15 protein-coding genes and 1 pseudogene are annotated in these 16,220 nt (G+C 62.9%); 10 read left to right on the top strand and 6 right to left on the bottom strand.

Annotated features, from left to right (window positions below; genetic code table 11):
* Positions 1-7 precede the first annotated feature (7 nt).
* The 3 genes from AACG97_RS14860 to AACG97_RS14850 all read right to left on the bottom strand — a co-directional run bounded on the left by AACG97_RS14860 (position 8) and on the right by AACG97_RS14850 (position 3,853).
* Complete coding sequence (locus tag AACG97_RS14860) at positions 8-637, bottom strand: riboflavin synthase (protein WP_009682149.1); 630 nt, start codon at positions 635-637, stop codon at positions 8-10.
* 125 nt (positions 638-762) lie between these two features.
* Entirely contained in the window at positions 763-2,829 is a 2,067-nt protein-coding gene (gene treS, locus AACG97_RS14855; RefSeq protein WP_225786213.1) for a maltose alpha-D-glucosyltransferase, read from the bottom strand.
* A 106-nt stretch (positions 2,830-2,935) separates the two neighbouring features.
* Positions 2,936-3,853 (bottom strand): LysR family transcriptional regulator, encoded by a 918-nt coding sequence (locus tag AACG97_RS14850; RefSeq protein ID WP_009682147.1) that lies wholly within the window; start codon positions 3,851-3,853, stop codon positions 2,936-2,938.
* 121 nt (positions 3,854-3,974) lie between these two features.
* Here AACG97_RS14850 and AACG97_RS14845 point away from each other — a divergent pair, with 121 nt between their 5' ends.
* The 3 genes and pseudogenes from AACG97_RS14845 to AACG97_RS14835 all read left to right on the top strand — a co-directional run bounded on the left by AACG97_RS14845 (position 3,975) and on the right by AACG97_RS14835 (position 6,675).
* The gene (locus AACG97_RS14845; protein ID WP_197886327.1) at positions 3,975-4,733 is read left to right on the top strand and encodes a 5-oxoprolinase subunit PxpA; all 759 of its coding nucleotides are present in this window, start codon (positions 3,975-3,977) and stop codon (positions 4,731-4,733) included.
* An 86-nt stretch (positions 4,734-4,819) separates the two neighbouring features.
* Entirely contained in the window at positions 4,820-5,707 is an 888-nt protein-coding gene (locus tag AACG97_RS14840) for a 5-oxoprolinase subunit B family protein (protein ID WP_054904401.1), read from the top strand.
* Positions 5,704-6,675: pseudogene (locus tag AACG97_RS14835) on the top strand (biotin-dependent carboxyltransferase family protein). Before AACG97_RS14840 ends, AACG97_RS14835 begins: the two are co-directional and overlap by 4 nt.
* A 56-nt stretch (positions 6,676-6,731) precedes the next feature.
* On the opposite strand, the gene AACG97_RS14830 reads toward AACG97_RS14835, so the two are convergent.
* Complete coding sequence (locus AACG97_RS14830) at positions 6,732-7,958, bottom strand: MFS transporter (protein WP_197886332.1); 1,227 nt, start codon at positions 7,956-7,958, stop codon at positions 6,732-6,734.
* 258 nt (positions 7,959-8,216) lie between these two features.
* Between AACG97_RS14830 and AACG97_RS14825 the strand changes: the two genes are divergently transcribed.
* Entirely contained in the window at positions 8,217-8,450 is a 234-nt protein-coding gene (locus tag AACG97_RS14825) for a hypothetical protein (protein ID WP_009682142.1), read from the top strand.
* Between the two features lie 40 nt (positions 8,451-8,490).
* Here the strand turns inward: AACG97_RS14825 and AACG97_RS14820 are convergent, their stop codons facing one another.
* Positions 8,491-8,871 carry a termination factor Rho gene (locus tag AACG97_RS14820; protein ID WP_125854316.1) on the bottom strand — a complete coding sequence of 127 codons (381 nt, stop codon included), beginning with the start codon at positions 8,869-8,871 and terminating at the stop codon, positions 8,491-8,493.
* Between the two features lie 358 nt (positions 8,872-9,229).
* Positions 9,230-10,225 (bottom strand): IS110 family transposase, encoded by a 996-nt coding sequence (locus tag AACG97_RS14815; protein ID WP_029887815.1) that lies wholly within the window; start codon positions 10,223-10,225, stop codon positions 9,230-9,232.
* 434 nt (positions 10,226-10,659) lie between these two features.
* On the opposite strand from AACG97_RS14815, the gene pstS reads away from it, so the two are divergent.
* The 6 genes from pstS (at position 10,660) to AACG97_RS14785 (ending at position 15,887) form a co-directional block, all read left to right on the top strand.
* The gene (gene pstS, locus AACG97_RS14810; RefSeq protein WP_054904403.1) at positions 10,660-11,691 is read left to right on the top strand and encodes a phosphate ABC transporter substrate-binding protein PstS; all 1,032 of its coding nucleotides are present in this window, start codon (positions 10,660-10,662) and stop codon (positions 11,689-11,691) included.
* A gap of 69 nt (positions 11,692-11,760) precedes the next feature.
* Positions 11,761-12,729: a phosphate ABC transporter permease subunit PstC gene (gene pstC, locus AACG97_RS14805; RefSeq protein WP_009681760.1), complete on the top strand. Its 969-nt coding sequence runs from the start codon at positions 11,761-11,763 to the stop codon at positions 12,727-12,729.
* The gene (pstA, locus tag AACG97_RS14800; RefSeq protein ID WP_009681761.1) at positions 12,726-13,619 is read left to right on the top strand and encodes a phosphate ABC transporter permease PstA; all 894 of its coding nucleotides are present in this window, start codon (positions 12,726-12,728) and stop codon (positions 13,617-13,619) included. The genes pstC and pstA overlap by 4 nt, the downstream gene beginning before the upstream one ends.
* Before the next feature lie 78 nt (positions 13,620-13,697).
* Positions 13,698-14,459, top strand: coding sequence for a phosphate ABC transporter ATP-binding protein PstB (gene pstB, locus AACG97_RS14795; protein WP_017148287.1), 762 nt, complete (start codon positions 13,698-13,700; stop codon positions 14,457-14,459).
* Positions 14,460-14,550: 91 nt separating this feature from the next.
* Positions 14,551-15,249: a hypothetical protein gene (locus AACG97_RS14790; RefSeq protein WP_125855743.1), complete on the top strand. Its 699-nt coding sequence runs from the start codon at positions 14,551-14,553 to the stop codon at positions 15,247-15,249.
* Positions 15,249-15,887, top strand: coding sequence for an HAD family hydrolase (locus AACG97_RS14785; protein WP_223809593.1), 639 nt, complete (start codon positions 15,249-15,251; stop codon positions 15,885-15,887). The genes AACG97_RS14790 and AACG97_RS14785 overlap by 1 nt, the downstream gene beginning before the upstream one ends.
* Positions 15,888-16,220 lie beyond the last annotated feature (333 nt).

Here is a 16,220-nt window from a genome sequence, read left to right as displayed (position 1 = left end):
GCAGGCCTCAGGGCAACAGGTTTTCGCGGGCCAGGGTGCCTTTGATGGTGCGCTCGACCACATCCACCAGCACCATGGTCTGGTGATCGACCTCGATGTTCAGCAAATCGCCGGCAGCGTAGCTGGCGAACGTGGTCTGGCGCAGGGTTTCCGGGATCAGGTTGATGGTGACCAGGTTGTCTTCCACGTCGGCCACGGTCAGGCTGCAGCCGTTGACCCCGATGAAGCCCCGCGGGAACACGTACTTGCCCCATGGCGGCGGCATGCGGAAACGGATGAAGGCGCCGGTCTGCTCGATCGACAGTTCGACTATTTCTGCGGTCGTGGCAATGTGGCCAGCCATGAGGTGGCCGCCGACTTCGGCGTTCATCTTCGCCGAACGCTCGATGTTGACCCCTTGGCCGGCCTTGAAATTGCGCAGGTTGGTGCGTTCCAGGGTGGCCGTCATTGCATCGAACCTGACGTGGCTGCCGTCGATCTCGGTGACAGACAAGCACGTGCCCTCGACGCTAACGCTGGCGCCGATCTTCAACTCATCGAGCAGTTCCGGGGTGAGATCGATGGTGAACTGGTTGTGGCCCGGGTAGCTGGTCACATCAAGCAGTGGGCGGACGGCCTGGACGATGCCGGTGTACATGGTGTTGCTCCTGGGCGCGAAAAGAAAACACCCGAACGCTATGCCTGTACGGCCTCAAAAGCAAGGCGCCAGCGCCCTGGTGCTGCCCAGGCATGCGGCCGGGCACACCCAGGGCGCTGGCCGGCTCACACATGCCCGGTGCTGTTGACGATGCGCAGGCACAGCGCTTCGTACGGGTCCAGGTTCACCAGCAAACGGCCATCCTCAGTCAGGTCGCCTTCTACCGTTTCGTTGATCATGTCCACCACCGGCCCTGGCGTGAAGCCCGTTAGCAGTAGCTCCTCGGCGATCACCTCCTGGCTGAAGTTCAACGCACTGATCTGGATGCCGCGCCCCGCCGGTAGCTCATGCACCATGACCAGCAACCCAGGGCTGCTGACCTCCGGCACCAGCACCTGGCGGCTGGTGGCAATGCCGTAGGCCTGGCGCACCGCGAGCAGTTTTTTCACCTTGCAGGCGAAAGAGTCAGGGTTGTCCAGTTGGCTGTCGAGGCTGCCATACAGCGCCCGCGCCCGCGGCATGCCGCGCACTGACGTGTCCGCTTGCGGGTCGAGCCCCGCCAGGTCGTAGCCGCCGCGGTGAATCCAGCGGGTATCGCCGTCGAGCATGCGCTCGGCCACGGCTTCGCCTGGCAAGGGCAGGGCGCCGACCATGTCCCAGCCCGACAGCGCCACCACACCTGGCTGCATGGCGTTGTACATGACCAGCAGCAGGTGCAGTTTCTGGATCTGCTCGATGTCCGCCGGGCCTATTTGGTCGAGGTCGCGGATGCCCAGTGCCGCAGTGATGAGGCTGGCGGTGGTGCAGGCGATGCCATTGGTGACGAAGCGTAGGTTGTAGGGCGCATGCTCGCCCGACAGGCGTTCGTAGATTTCTTCGCGGATGTGCTCGCGCAGGATGTTGCCGGGTAATGTCTGGCCCTTGTACAGGTACATGTCATGGGCATGCAGGGTCCAGAAGTGCACCAGCTCCACGGTCAGTTCGTCGTGGTTCTGCAGGGCATGGATCAGTGAGGCCGGGTCGATGCCGAAGGCGTGCATTTCCTTGAGCATCAGGCGCAGGAACTCGGTGTCGCCGGTCAGCAAGGCATGTTGGTAGGCGGGCCGGGTGACGAAGTCGTAGGACAGGTCGGCACCGCCCTTGGACATTTGCGCAATGTCATCGAGGGTCAGGTTCAGTTCCTGGAAACTGAAGCCGCCGGCCTTGCGGATCATGCCACCGATCAATTGGTTGCCGACCAGCGACAGCGGGTGGCTTTCCGACCAGGCGGTGCCACTGGCACGGGTTTCCACCCCGAGAAAACCGTTGGCATCCAGGCGCAGGCCACGTGCACCCAGGCAATCCAGGGCATGCAGGGCGTCGCCGATGATCATCTGCTGGGCGGCAAAGGTGGGGTCCAGCCAGTTCAGCGACGGTTGGCCATCTTTGAAGTAGTGCAGGTAGACCCAACGCCGGGTCTTGCCGTCGACACCGGTGACCGGTGGGGTGGCGCTCCAGTCGGTTTCCTTGACCCCCGGCTCGAAGAAAATCACTCGCTGCAACTGCCCGACGATGTAATGGCGTGCCTTGAGCTCGTCGCACTGTGCGGGCAGCAGGTTGGCCGAGTCACGTCCGGGTGGCACCTCGGGCAGCAAGTGCCAGTCTTCCTCGCGTATCTCCACCATGTGGTACAGGCCCGGGTAGGCGCCGTAGGCCATTTCCGCCAGGCGGAAGTCGGCGCCCTTGCCGGTGTGCGAGGGGATCAGGTCGTCGATGGTCACCGCATTGTGCGCGGCGGCCATGCGGCTCATCTGGATCAACTCCGGCTCGCTGCCATAGAGCGGGTCGATATCGAAGCTGATGCGGTCGAAGTTGCCGTCTACGCTAGGTGTGAGCTCGCGGTCGCGAATACCGCCAGACAGCTTGATCGGCCCGGTGTGCAGGCCTTGAATGCCGATTTCCGACAGGCGCTTCCACAAGGCTTCATGGGCCAGGGCACCGAGCACCGAGCAGCCCTCTGGGGCGATGATGGCATCGGGGTAAACGGTCAGCCAGACCGAGGCGATTTCCGTGGCCCGGCGGGGCTGTGCCTCGGCGTAGGGTTGTTGCCACAGGCGCGACTGGCCTGAGTACAGGCTGGCGCGCTCCTGGGAAGCCTTGAGCATGGCGCGCGCTTCGAGCCATTTCACGTATGCAGGGTCGGGCTGGGTCATTTCGCGTCCTCTTTGCGTGTCGGCACCGGCTCAGGTTATGACGGCAGAGCGGTCGGATCGTTCGGCTGGGAGCCAGGGCCTGCACGAAATGCCTGGCACAGCGTGCTCAGCGCCGTGCAGCCCACTGCTGCGGTGCCAGGAAGGCGCCGTGGAAGTAATTGCGCAAAGCCTGCATCGCCGGGCTGAACGCCCGCTCGCGGTGCCAGGCCAGCCCCACGCTCATGGGCGCTACCGGGTCGCTGATGGTGACTGTTTCGATGCGCTTGCCCTCCAGCGACCATGGCCGGTGCACCAGGTCTGACAAGATCGCTACGCCACTGCCATTGGCGACCATGCTGCGCACCGCCTCCACCGAACTGGTGCGCACGCGCACGCTGGGCCGTTGCCCGGCCTGCTGCCAATAGCGCATGGCGCTTTGCTCGGCTTCGTCCACGGTCAACAAAATGAACGGCTCTGTGGCGACATCGGCCAGGCTCACGGCCGAGCGTTCGCACAGGGGGTGGTGCGCGGGCAGCCATAGGCGGCGCTCGGAGTTGAACAGCGTTTCTGAAACGATAGCCGGGTGGGTCAGGTTGGCGGTCAGCACCACCGCCATGTCGAAGCGCCCCTCCAGCAGCCCTTGCTCGATGGCACTGCGCTCCTGTTCGTAAAGTTCCAGGGTCACGTCGGGGTGCCAGTGCTCCAGGCGCTGCAAGTGGTGCGGCAGGAAGTAGCCGATTACCGTGTAGCTGGCTGCCAGGCGCAACAGGCCGCTGGCGCGTATGTCCGGCAACGGGCTGTTCAGCGCATCGTCGACGCTGCGCAGGATGACGTAGGCGCGGTTGAGGAAGTGCCGGCCGGCTTCGGTCAGGTTCATGCCCTGGGCGGAGCGCTGGAACAGCAGCACGCCGAGCATGGCCTCCAGCTCTTTGATTGCCGTGGTGACCGCCGACTGGGAAATATTGAGGTGGATGGCGGCCTGGGAGATCTGGCCGATTTCGGCAGTGGCGACAAAGTAGCGCACCTGGCGCAAGGTAAGTGACACGGCAGGCTCCCGGGGTATCTGTTTTTCCGAAGACACCCATTCTGTTTATAGATCTTCCCAAGGGGTAGGGGAGAATCTAACGTGGCTTGCATGCAGCCACAAGCGCCAGGGAGATACGGTCATGCAAGCAGTGGATTTCAACTCGGACATGGGCGAGGGCTTTGGCCCGTGGACCATTGGCGACGGCGTGGATAACGAGCTGATGGGTTACATCAGCAGCGCCAATATCGCCACCGGTTTTCATGCCGGCGACCCCGGCACCATGCGCCGTACGGTGGAGCGGGCCAAGGCCCTGGGGGTTGCCGTGGGGGCACACCCGGGGTTCCGCGACCTGGTCGGTTTCGGTCGCCGGCACATCAACGCATCGGCGCAGGAACTGGTCGACGACATGCTTTACCAGCTCGGGGCGCTGCGTGAAATCGCCCGGGCCCAGGGCGTGAGCCTGCAGCACATCAAACCCCACGGGGCGCTTTACATGCACCTGGCCCGTGACGAGCAAGCTGCACGCTTGCTGGTGGAAAACCTGCGGCTGATCGAACCGCAGTTATTGCTGTTCTGCATGCCCGGCTCGGTGATCTGCTGCATTGCCCAGGAGCTTGGCCAGCCGGTGGTGCGCGAGTTCTATGCCGACCGCGAGTACGACCTGAGCGGCTCGATCGTGTTCACCCGTAACGTAAGGGGCTACCAGCCTTTGGCAGTCGCCGAGCGTGTACTGCGGGCTTGCCGGCAAGGTGTGGTGCGCACCGTCGAGGGCCAGGACCTGGCCATCGAGTTCGATTCCATTTGCCTGCACAGTGATACGCCGGGCGCCCTCGACCTGGTCGAGGCCACGCGCAAGGCGCTGGACCAGGCTGGCATCGTGGTGCGTGCACCGCGCTGACGCTGGCATCCGGCAGCCACAGGCCGGAGCCTGATCATGTTGTTTTCGCCTGCCTTTCTATAAAGATTTCAAGAAAAGGAACAGTCATGGCCGAATCGCTTGCTACAACGCCTATCCGCTACAGCTTCGGCGCCGACGAGCACCTGTTTGCCGAGGTCAGCGAGAGCATGTCGCTGGAAGCCTTCTTCAAAGGTATGGCCGTCACCCGTGCGGTACAGCGCCTGGCGCTGGACGGCGTGCTGGATGTGTGCCTGGCCAATGCGTCGTTCCAGGTGCGTTTCGACCCCGACCGCATCGCCCCCGATGCCCTGCTGGCAGCGGTGCGCGGCGCCGAAGCGCAGGCGGTGGCCGAGCGTTCGTTGCATACCCGCATCATCGAGATTCCGGTGCTGTACAACGACCCCTGGACCCACGAAACCTTGATGCGCTTCCGTGACCGCCACCAGGACCCGGCCAGCACCGACCTGGAGTACGCGGCCCGCATCAATGGCCTGGCCGATGTCGACGCGTTCATTGCCGCGCACAGCGGTGCACCGTGGTTCGTTTCCATGGTCGGCTTCGTCGCTGGCCTGCCGTTCATGTTCCAGATGGTCGAGCGCCAGCGGCAATTGCAAGTGCCCAAGTACCTGCGGCCGCGTACCGACACGCCCCGCCTGACCCTGGGCCATGGCGGTTGTTTCGGTTGCATCTATTCGGTGCGCGGCGCGGGCGGTTACCAGATGTTCGGCGTCACCCCGGCACCGATCTACGACCCGCAACAGACCTTGAGCTACCTGAAGGAGCACATGGTGTTCTTCCGCCCAGGTGACATCGTGCAATTCAAACCCATCGACCGCCGCGCGTATGACCAGGCAGTGGCTGAGGTGGAGGAGGGCCGTTTCGACCTGCGCATTCGCCCGGTGGTGTTTTCCCTGGACGCATTCCTTGCCGACCCGGTCGGCTACCCCAAATCGCTGCAGGAGGTGCTGGCATGATCAAGGTACTCAACCCGGGCCTGGCGACCTCCGTGCAGGACCTGGGCCGCGAAGGCTATTACCACCTGGGCATTCCGCCATCTGGCGCGCTCGACCAGTATGCCCTGAGCGCAGCCAATTACCTGGTGGGCAACCCGCCGGGCGCTGCCGGCCTGGAATGTGCGCTGGTCGGCCCTGAACTTGAGTTCCAGGCAGATGCGCTGGTGGCAGTGTGTGGTGCACAGATGCCCGCCTTGCTCGATGGCCGCGAGCAGCGGCCCGACACGGCATTTGCCGTGCGCGCCGGGCAGGTGCTGCGTTTCAGCTTCCCGACGGCGGGGGCGCGGGCCTACCTGGCAGTGGCGGGGGGTATTGATGTGGCCGAGGTGCTGGGTAGCCGATCGACCTACGCGCTTGGGGCCTTGGGTGGCTTCCAGGGGCGCAAGTTGTTGGCCGGTGACCTGTTGCCGGTCGGTACGCCCACCGGCACCGGCCGCGCCGGCGCAAGCCTGCCGATGGCACTGCGCCAGGCCCTGGGCGGCGAAGTGGTGCTGCGGGTGGTGCCGGGGTTGTATTTTCACCGGCTGACCGAAGCTGCTGCGCAAAGCTTCTTCACCGAAGCCTGAACGGTAGGCTCCGAGGCGGATCGCATCGGTTACCGCTACAAAGGCGGCAGTGCCTTGAGTTTCCAGCCACGGGAGCAACCGTTCGGTGCTGGTTCGGACCCTTCCAACATCGTCGACAGCTGCTACCCCATCGGCTCGATCCAGGTACCGGCCGGGCTGGAGCCGATCATCCTGCACCGGGATGCCGTATCGGGCGGTGGCTACGCCATGATTGGCACGGTGATCAGCGCCGACCTCGACCTTATCGGGCAGATGCAGCCGAATCAGCAGGCACGCTTTCTGAAAGTCAGCCTGGAGCAGGCACTGGAGGCACGCCGCTCTTACAAGAAGAAGCTGGCGTGCCTGGCCCGGTTGTTCAGCTGAACGGAGGACAACTTGCCGATGCGGGGGGGCAAGGGCCGCCAACCCCGCTCGGCCATTTACGCAGGTTGCTCGGCCAAACCGTTACTGACGTTGCGCCCCAGCACCAGCACGGTGACGAAGCCACAGCCCACCAGGGCCGTGGCCAGGCTCAAGAGCACTGCGCTGCCCATGTGGTCCACCACTTGGCCGCCAAAGAACGAGCCTACGGCAATGATCACCTGGAACAAGGCCACGAACAGCGGCATGCCCCGCTCGACATCCTTGGGCGCGACCACGAACATCCAGATATTGGCGCAGGCCGGGAACGCGCCGAAGGCGAACCCCCACAGCGCAATCAGCATCGCCGCGCCGGTCAGGCCGGTGGCGAAGTACGGAAACAGCGCTGTGCTGGCGGCGATCAGCAGTGCCACCAGCATCAGCGAATGGCGCACACTGCGGTTGGCGGCGAAGCCGGCGAAGATATTGCCCATGAACCCGGCCACGCCATACAGCAGCAACAATGAACCGATGGTCGGGCCGTCGAAGCCGGCGTTCTGTTTGAAGAACGGCGCTACATAGGTGTAGGCGGCAAAATGCGCCAGGCCAATCAACAGCACGGCGATCAGGCCAACACGCGCTTGCGGGTTGATGAACAGCGCCGGCAGGTCGCGCACACCAATGGCTTTTTCGGGCAACAGCCGCGGCAGCAGCAACACCTGCGCCAGGAGCACAGGCACGCCCACCAGTGCAGTCACCAGGAAGGTCATTCGCCAGCCCAGCAGGCCGCTTAGCCAGGTGCCTACCGGCACGCCCACCACCGTCGCCAGGGTCACCCCGGCCATGATGATCGAGTTGGCCTTGGCCACGCCAACGCCCTCAGGGGCCAGGCGCCCGCTAAGAGCGATGGCCGTGGCCCAGAAGCCCCCGATGCTGACACCCAGCAGCACCCGGCCGAGCAATAGCAGGCTGAAGTCGCCCGCATAGGCGACGATGCTGTTGGCGATGATCATGATCAGCGTCAGGCCGATCAGCAGGTAGCGCCGGTCCAGCGCGCCAACGCCCACGGAAATGGCCGGGGCGGCCAGCGCGGCCATGATGCCGGGCAGGGTGACCATCAGGCCGGCGAAGCCTGCACTGATACCCAGGTCGCTGGCGACATCGTTGAGAACGCCCACTGGCAGAAATTCGCTGGTGACCAGGGCGAAGGCGCCAATGGCGACCGAGAGGATCGCCAGCCACTGCTGGGTCACACTCTGTTGATTATGTTCAGGACGGCCCCGTGGGGCCTGGCTGGCACTTGGCATGGTGGTGACTTCCAAGGAGGGATGACGCCTGTAGCAGGCGCGGGAGGGGGGATTGGCCGGGGATTATAGGGGTGGGTGTGGGCGGCCGACAGGCGAACGGCGTGATAGTGAACATCAGTGCCATCGATGAAACGCCGGGTGCAGAGCGATTGCTGGCGAATGACGCCTCGGCGTGCAGACCGCTGACCCAAAATATTGCATGAGTCTTCTTGATGCTTTCACCTAGCGGTACTAATACTAAATCACGGCCGCAGAGGGATGATCATGCAAACACGCTTCGTTGTGGTTCCCGCAGTGCCGCTGAAAAAAGAGGTTCAGCCTCGGCGGCTTGGCTTTCCCGCTGCATTGGGCGAGGGTTACGACCTCTACGATACGCAAGACAAGGTGCGGTTGAGCCTGAACTTTGCCACCCGAGCCCAGGCGGAATTCGAGTGTGACTGTCGCAACCGCTGCCCGGATGCCGACGCTGCGGAGATCGCCGGCATGGTCTAGTCACGTACGGTGGGCCCTCACCAAGGGGTGAGGGTAGCGATCAGCCGTGCTTGCGCAGGGCGGCGACCAGTTCGGCCTTGGTCATGCTGGAGCGGCCTTTTATGGCTTTGCTGCGGGCTTCCTTCAGCAGGCTTTCCTTTGTCTGGCTATCCAGTGAGCTGCCGGATGCGCGCGCGTGCCCGTGGCGGGTGTGTGCTGCCCGCCTGGCCGAATCGGCGCGGGCGGTTTTCTTCTCGCTGGCAGAGGTGCTGCTCCCCGAGCCGCCTTGCTTTTCACCGCCGCCGGATTGCTTGTTGACCGTGGCCCAGGCGCGCGCTTCGGCTTCCTCTTTGGCCAGGCCTTTATCCTCATAGGCGTGCTCGATGTGCTCGGCCTTGCGCTTCTGTTTTTCGGTGTACTTGCCTTTGTCGCCGCGTGGCATGGTGTTCACTCCTGCAGTTGTACCTGAACGGTTGAAACGCTCCCCGCCAGAGAGTGCCGGTCACTGGACGAGCGGCACCGCGGGGGCGCATCGACGACAACAGCCCCTGTGGGAGATTCTCTGGTTTCGGGCAAGGGTAGCCGCAGTATCTTCAGCGCCTGTGAGATCGAGCGCCGCCCGCGCGGCGCATCGCGAGCTGCGCTCGCTCCTACGTTTGTTTCGGGCCAATTATGCCTGGGGGATTTGCGCGCGAACCCTTTGGCGCATGCCTCAATATCGCGTCGTATGAATCAGGCGGTCGCGCGCGCCTCTCACAGGCCTCACTGGCCCGAAACAAACGTAGATACTCTGTTGGCGGTCAAGCTTTTCTGAGGTGTTCAGAGCTGAAAAGCTTGGCCGTATCAAATGGCTCATCTCCGCTCATGCACGCCCAGATGCCTGTCAGGTACTTGCGCATGACAGCGGCGATCGCTTGCATTTTTTTCTTGCCCCTGCTGATCAGCGACTCATAAAAAGCCTTCGCATAAGGATCGCAGCGCACCGCCGTCAGCGCAGGCATGTACATGGCTGCCCGTAAATAGGCATTCCCGCTTTTGCCGAGCCGACCAGGTTTATCAATGCTTGTTCCAGACTGTGTCTGTCGAACATCAAGGCCAGCATGACGAGCGACCTGAGAGGACTTGAGCGTTTCGGGCAGCGTGGTCAGCTCAGCCAGGGCGGCCAGCGCCGAGACCTCTCCAATCCCAGGGCCTGCGAGGAGTTGCTCGTACTGTCGAGTTAGCCTTGGACATTGGGCGATTAACTCGCGCCCTGCCTTACGAAAGCGCTCGATTCGATTACTTAGTGAAGCAATCTCTTCTTCTTGATCCTCGATCAACATCGAGGCAGTCGTGGCGGTCGCCTGCAATGCATGCAGCTCGTTCTTCGCCCTGATACGGTGTCCCACCAAACGATTGATGTGCCGGCCAAGGCCTCTGAGTTCAAGCTGTACAGTGCTTGGAGGTGTCCACAAACGCGGGGTCATACGCTCCCCGTACTCGGACAGCAGCTGAGCATCTATTGCGTCAGTCTTGCTGTTCACCAGCATCAGTTTGGCGAAGTTGTGGAAGCTCTTGGGGTTGATCACGGAAACAGGTAGGTCAGCAGCGTGCAGCTCAATGGCCAAGTCCAGGTAATAGATCCCGGTCGCCTCCATCACGATCGACGTAGGCTTGAGCGCCTGCAGCTTTTTCACCGCAGCCTTGCGACCGGCAGGGGTTTGAGCGATATCCCACTGACCGGCAGTGCGGCCATCTTTACGCACCCCAACGACCGAAGTCCGTGAGCCGATATCGAGGCCAACCCAGACACTCATTCTTCCCTCTCCCAAGCGAATTAGGTAACAATGGCCTCCGGTTCCCCGACCTCGAACTTCATGCCGCTGCAACCTTGTAATGCGAAGTCCGACTTGTCGGCTTCTCGATACTCTTCGTGGTGGGCAATGAGGCGGGGGGCCTCTCTACGTACAAGGTCAGGGGCAAACCCTGCCTTCAGGAGCGATCGGCCTCCCCGGAAGTGCTTCTTCAGCCTGACGAGAATAACTTCTCCCGCCAGGCCAGTCACAACATACAAGGAGCGAGCGCAGCTCGCGATGCGCCGCGCGGGCGGCGCTCGATCGCACAGGCGCTGCATACCTTGTGGCAAACACCTGTCCGAATCAGGATCAACCAACGGCCTGCCTTTCAATGGTCACAAAGCTGTAACACAGCTGATGCAAAGTGTGCCGGCCATCACAAGGAGCGCTTTTCGATGATTCGCCTGATGAAGTCTGCTGCACTCGCCGTTGCCGTTTCGCTTTGCGCCACTTCCGCTGCATTTGCTGCTGAAAACGTACGCCTGACCGGTTCCGGCGCCAGCTTCCCGGCACCGATCTACCTGACCTGGTTCAAGGATTTCAGCAAGAACACAGCGGGCGTTACCGTTGATTACCAATCCAAGGGGAGTGGCGCGGGCGTTCAGGACTTCCTGAACAAGACCGTCGACTTCGCCGCCAGCGACTCGGCCATGAGCGAAGCCGACATCGCCAAGGTTGCCGAGGGCGTCCAGTTGCTGCCGATGACCGCCGGCGAAATCGTCCTGGCTTACAACCTGCCCGGCAACCCCAAGGGCCTGAAGTTGCCGCGCGATGTTTACTCGAACATCTTCCTCGGCAAGATCACCCAGTGGAACGACCCGAAAATCGCCGCGGCCAACCCGCAAATGAAGCTGCCTGACCTGCCCATCACCGTGGTGGTACGTGCCGACTCCAGTGGCACCAACGCCGTGTTCACCAAGCACCTGTCGGCCATCAACGCCGACTTCAAGAGCACCTTGGGTGAGGGCAACACGGTCAACTGGCCAGCGACCGACAAGTTCATCAAATCGCCTAAGAACGACGGGGTGACCGCTACCGTTCGCCAGACCCCAGGTGCCATTGGCTACATCGAGTACGGCTTCGCCAAGCTGGCCAAGGTGGACTTCGCTGCCCTGGAAAACAAGGCTGGCCAGTACGTGGTGCCGAATGCCGAAAGCGGTGCCCAGGCCCTGGCAGCGGTGAAACTGCCGGAAAACCTGGTCGCCAACCTGCCCGACCCGGAAGGCGCCAAGTCCTACCCGATCACCTCCTACACCTGGATGATCTTCCGCAAGGACAACGGCAACCCGGCAAAGGCCAAGGCCATGCGTGAGATGGTCGAGTACGGCCTCACCCAGGGCCAGAAGATTGCCGACTCGATGGGCTACATCCCGCTGCCGCCATCGGTTGTCGACCAGGTGCGCAAAGCGTCTGCAAACATCCAGTAACACCCAGGCGCTCCCGGCAGCGGCATGAAGCCATGCCGGGGGTGTTTGTCCCTTGTCCCGGAATACGCCATGAACACACCTTTTGCCATACCGGATAATCCCGATTCCGCGTGCCAGCCACCGTCTACGAAAGACTTTCTGGTCGACCGCACCTTCCGTGCGCTTGCCCGTATCGGGGTGGTGCTGGTACTGGCGCTGGTTTTCGCGCTGGTCTACGAAGTGGGCCGCAAGGCACTGCCAGGCATTGAAAAGCACGGTTTCGACGTGCTCCTGGGCAGTGTCTGGGATGTCAACCAAGGCAAGTACGGTATTCTGCCCGCGATCTGGGGTACGCTCTACAGCGCCTTCATCGCCCTGTTGATTGCCGGTTTCTTCGGCGTCAGCATGGCCATTTTCCTCACCCAGGATTTCCTTCCGGCCAGGCTTGCCGCGGTGTTCCGCACCATCGTCGAGCTGCTCGCCGCCATCCCCAGCGTGGTCTATGGCCTGTGGGGCATCTATGTGGTCATCCCGGCCATTCGCCCCCTGACCACCTGGTTGAACAGCGAGCTGGGCTGGATTCCGTTTTTTGGCACCTCCCTCAGCGGGCCCGGCCTGCTGCCGGCCGCACTGGTCCTGGCGATCATGATCCTGCCGACCATTGCGGCCGTTTCGCAAGACGCGCTGACCAGCGTGCCGATGAAAACCAAGCAGGCCGCCTACGGCATGGGCACCACGCACTGGGAAGCCATCCTGAAAGTGATGGTGCCCTCTGCGGCCACCGGTATCTTTGGCTCGCTGGTGCTGGGCCTTGGCCGGGCACTGGGCGAAACCATGGCGCTGGCCATGCTGGTGGGCAATGCCAACACCATTTCCGTGTCCTTGTTCGCCCCGGCCAATACCCTGGCGGCGCTGCTGGCGCTGAACTTCCCGGAAGCCGGCCCGAACGAGATCGAAGTGCTGATGTATGCGGCACTGGTACTGATGTTCATCACCCTGCTGGTGAACGTGCTTGGCTCGATGATCATGCTCTACGCCCAGCGGGGGAATAAACAATGACCAACCTGACAACCCCTGCCGCCGCGCTGCCCAGCCTGCAGCGCCGGCTCGAAGGCCGCGCCCTGCGCAGCCTGGTGTTGACCATCCTGGCCTGGTTGGCCGCGTTGCTGGCCAGTGTGCCGCTGATTTCCGTGCTGTACATGCTGATCACCCGCGGCGGTGCCCGCCTGAATCTGGAAGTGTTCACCGAACTGCCGCCGACGGGGTTCGAGATGGGCGGCGGCTTCGGCAACGCCATGGCCGGTACCTTCGTCATGGTCGGCATCGCTGCCGCCATCGCGGTGCCGGTGGGTATCCTGGCCGCGGTGTTCCTTGCCGAGCTGGGCCCGGACAGCAAGCTGGCCAACGCTGCAAGGTTTGCCGCCAAGATGCTCACCGGCCTGCCATCGATCCTGGCCGGTGTGTTTGCCTACGCCCTGGTGGTGATGACTACCGGCACCTATTCGGCACCGGCAGGCGGGGTGGCACTGGCGGTGCTGATGCTGCCCATCGTGGTACTGACCGCCGAAGAGGCGATGAAGATGGTACCCAAGATCATGAAGGACGCTGCCTACGGCATGGGCTGCACCCGTGCCCAGGTCATCTGCAAGATCGTGCTGCCCACCGGCTTGCCGGCCATTCTCACCGGCGTGATGCTGGCCGTGGCCCGTGCCGCAGGTGAAACCGCGCCCTTGCTGTTCACCGCGCTGTTCAGCAACTACTGGATCTACCACAACGGCGACCTGGCGGTGATGAACCCCACTGCCTCGCTGGCAGTGCTGATCTACAACTTCTCCGGCATGCCGTTCGACAACCAGCTGGAGCTCGCCTGGGCGGCCTCGCTGGTGCTGGTCATGATCGTGCTGGTCATCAACATCCTTAGCCGTGTATTCGGCAAGCCCAAGTATTGAGAACAGGGAGCATCCATCTTGAACGTATCCACCGCACAACGTGCCGCTCCCGTGGCCAGCGAAGCCACCCCCATCGTCATGGACTGCAAGCTGGACAAGATTTTCTACGGCAACTTCATGGCCGTGCGCGACAGCCACGTGCCGATCCGCAAGAACGAGATTACCGGCTTCATCGGGCCGTCCGGCTGCGGCAAGAGCACCGTGCTGCGTAGCCTGAACCGCATGAACGACCTGGTGAAAGGCTTCCGCTTCGAGGGCCACGTGCACTTCCTGGGCCAGGATGTGTATGGCAAGGGCGTAGACCCGGTAGTGGTGCGCCGCTATATCGGCATGGTGTTCCAGCAGCCCAACCCGTTTTCCATGAGCATTTTTGACAACGTTGCCTTTGGCCTGCGCCTGAACCGCTACAAAGGGGACCTGGGCGACCGCGTGAAACACGCCCTGCAAGGCGCTGCGCTGTGGGACGAAGTGAAGGACAAGCTCAAGGTCAGCGGCCTGTCGTTGTCCGGCGGCCAGCAGCAGCGCCTGTGTATCGCCCGGGCCATCGCCACCGAGCCGGAAGTGCTGCTGCTGGACGAGCCGTGCTCGGCACTCGACCCCATTGCCACCCGCCGCGTGGAAGAGCTGATGGTCGAGCTGAAGAAGGACTACACCATCGCCCTGGTGACCCACAACATGCAGCAGGCGATTCGCGTTGCCGACACCACGGCGTTCTTCTCGGTGGACATTTCCCAGGGGACCCGTACCGGCTACCTGGTCGAGATGGGGCCGACCGCGCAGATCTTCCAGAACCCGCGTGAACAACTGACCAGTGACTATATCAGCGGCAAGTTCAGCTGACCCATCGCTGTACAAGGGGGCGTTGCTGCAACCAGGGAGGTGGCAGCACCGCCCGCACAACCTTTGGTTAAAGTGTTACCCAGGATTTCCAATGCAACCGATGCGTCGATTAGATCTGTCTGCGGTAGAGCGCGCTCTGCGCGAGGTGCAGGGCCGTTTTGCCGAGCTGAGCCAACACTTCACCGAACCGCGGGACCCGTTCACCGACGAGGTGCTGCTGAATGTGGTTGAAGGCTACGCGCTGATTGACGACTATGTCGCTCGCGGAATAGACCTGTTCGACCTGCAACAGCTGAACCTGATGCTGGAAATCAATGCCACGGTGCTGTGTGGCCGTGACCCGGCCCGGCGCGTGGAGTTCGCGGCGCACCTGGCGGCGACCGAAGCGCATTTTTTCAACAATGTGGAAGGTGGCATCAAGGACTTGCATAACTGGTATTGCGCCTACCGCAGCGATTCGATCTGGAAGCGGGCAGCCGGTGTGTACGTACGTATCCTCAGCAAGCCACAGCTGTTCATCGAAGGTAACAACCGCACCGGCTCGCTCATCGTCAGCTACCTGCTGATGCGTGCCGGGCTGCCGCCATTCGTGCTGTCGCTGGACAACGCCGAGGGCTACTTCAACCCGTCCTCGGTCATACGTAATTCCGCCAAACACGGTGTCAAGGCTTTGTACGAACTGCCCAAGATCAAGAAAAAGTACGCCTCGTTCCTCGAGGCCAAGGCGCCTGCGCCCGGCAAGTTCTTCCTGGGCGCCACCGCGGTGCCTGTTTGCGCGGGGGGGCGCTGATGCAACCGTTCACCCTGATAGAGCGCGGGCGGCAGGCCATCGAGCGCAAGCTCAAGCGTGGCCAGGTGCGCATTTCGTTCGATATCGACGACACCCTGGCCTGCCAGCCTGAGCACGCGGCCGCCGAGCACAGCAGGTTGCCGGGCTTCGTCCACCGCTGGCTCGGTGAGCCCCTGCGCAGCGGTACCCGCGAGCTGATTCGCGACCTGCGCCGCCAGGGCTGCAGCATCTGGATCTATACCTCGTCCGGGCGCACCCCAGCGTACATCCGCCGCTGGTTGCTGCTGTACGGCATTCATGTCGACGGGGTGGTCAACAGTGACCGCCACCAGCACATACTGGCGCGCAATGGGCTGGCGCATTCCCCGTCCAAACTGCCGTCGGCCTTCGATATCGACCTGCATGTGGATGACTCCGAAGGCGTGCGGCTGGAAGGCGTGGACCATGGTTTCCGCGTTGTGGTGGTGTGCCCGCAGGACAAGCACTGGGCGCAGAAGGTCAAAGCCGCAGCGGTGGACGTGCAGGCCCGCCTGGCCCGGCAGCAGCCGCACCGCTACGAAGCGCCTGTGAGATCGAGCGCCGCCCGCGCGGCGCAATCGCGAGCTGCGCTCGCTCCTACGTTTGTTTCGGGCCAGTAACGCCTGTGACAGGCGCGCGCGGCCGCCTTGTTTGTACGGCGCGATATTGAGGCATGCACCAAGGCGTTCGCGCGCGAATCGCACAGGAATAATTGGCCCGAAACAAACGTAGGAGCGAGCGCAGCTCGCGATTGCGCCGCGCGGGCGGCGCTCGCTCTAACAGGCGCTGCCATACCTTGTGGCAAACACCTGTCAGCCCTAAGGCGATCCCTGTGGGCTTGCCGGCGATGGGCCGCAAGGCGGCCCCGGTTCATTCAGGCGTATTGATACCCGCCTGCCACGCCTGCCTACACCCTAAGTCTTGCCCCCCCGACCCCAGCAGGTCCCAAGACC

The organism is Pseudomonas sp. Nvir, from assembly GCF_963778085.1.
GTDB lineage: Bacteria > Pseudomonadota > Gammaproteobacteria > Pseudomonadales > Pseudomonadaceae > Aquipseudomonas > Aquipseudomonas juntendi.
Note: the sequence above shows the minus strand (reverse complement) of the source record. Positions and strands in the feature narration are given on the sequence as shown.

Bases quoted from the DNA above. Each gene is read 5' to 3' on its own strand.
- AACG97_RS14785 (WP_223809593.1), top strand. From the start codon at position 15,249: ATGCAACCGTTCACCCTGATAGAGCGCGGGCGGCAGGCCATCGAGCGC.
- pstC (WP_009681760.1), top strand. From the start codon at position 11,761: ATGAACACACCTTTTGCCATACCGGATAATCCCGATTCCGCGTGCCAG.
- pstA (WP_009681761.1), top strand. From the start codon at position 12,726: ATGACCAACCTGACAACCCCTGCCGCCGCGCTGCCCAGCCTGCAGCGC.
- AACG97_RS14825 (WP_009682142.1), top strand. From the start codon at position 8,217: ATGATCATGCAAACACGCTTCGTTGTGGTTCCCGCAGTGCCGCTGAAA.
- AACG97_RS14840 (WP_054904401.1), top strand. From the start codon at position 4,820: ATGGCCGAATCGCTTGCTACAACGCCTATCCGCTACAGCTTCGGCGCC.
- AACG97_RS14790 (WP_125855743.1), top strand. From the start codon at position 14,551: ATGCAACCGATGCGTCGATTAGATCTGTCTGCGGTAGAGCGCGCTCTG.
- pstS (WP_054904403.1), top strand. From the start codon at position 10,660: ATGATTCGCCTGATGAAGTCTGCTGCACTCGCCGTTGCCGTTTCGCTT.
- AACG97_RS14820 (WP_125854316.1), bottom strand. From the start codon at position 8,871: ATGCCACGCGGCGACAAAGGCAAGTACACCGAAAAACAGAAGCGCAAG.
- AACG97_RS14845 (WP_197886327.1), top strand. From the start codon at position 3,975: ATGCAAGCAGTGGATTTCAACTCGGACATGGGCGAGGGCTTTGGCCCG.
- treS (WP_225786213.1), bottom strand. From the start codon at position 2,829: ATGACCCAGCCCGACCCTGCATACGTGAAATGGCTCGAAGCGCGCGCC.
- AACG97_RS14830 (WP_197886332.1), bottom strand. From the start codon at position 7,958: ATGCCAAGTGCCAGCCAGGCCCCACGGGGCCGTCCTGAACATAATCAA.
- AACG97_RS14860 (WP_009682149.1), bottom strand. From the start codon at position 637: ATGTACACCGGCATCGTCCAGGCCGTCCGCCCACTGCTTGATGTGACC.
- pstB (WP_017148287.1), top strand. From the start codon at position 13,698: ATGGACTGCAAGCTGGACAAGATTTTCTACGGCAACTTCATGGCCGTG.
- AACG97_RS14815 (WP_029887815.1), bottom strand. From the start codon at position 10,225: ATGAGTGTCTGGGTTGGCCTCGATATCGGCTCACGGACTTCGGTCGTT.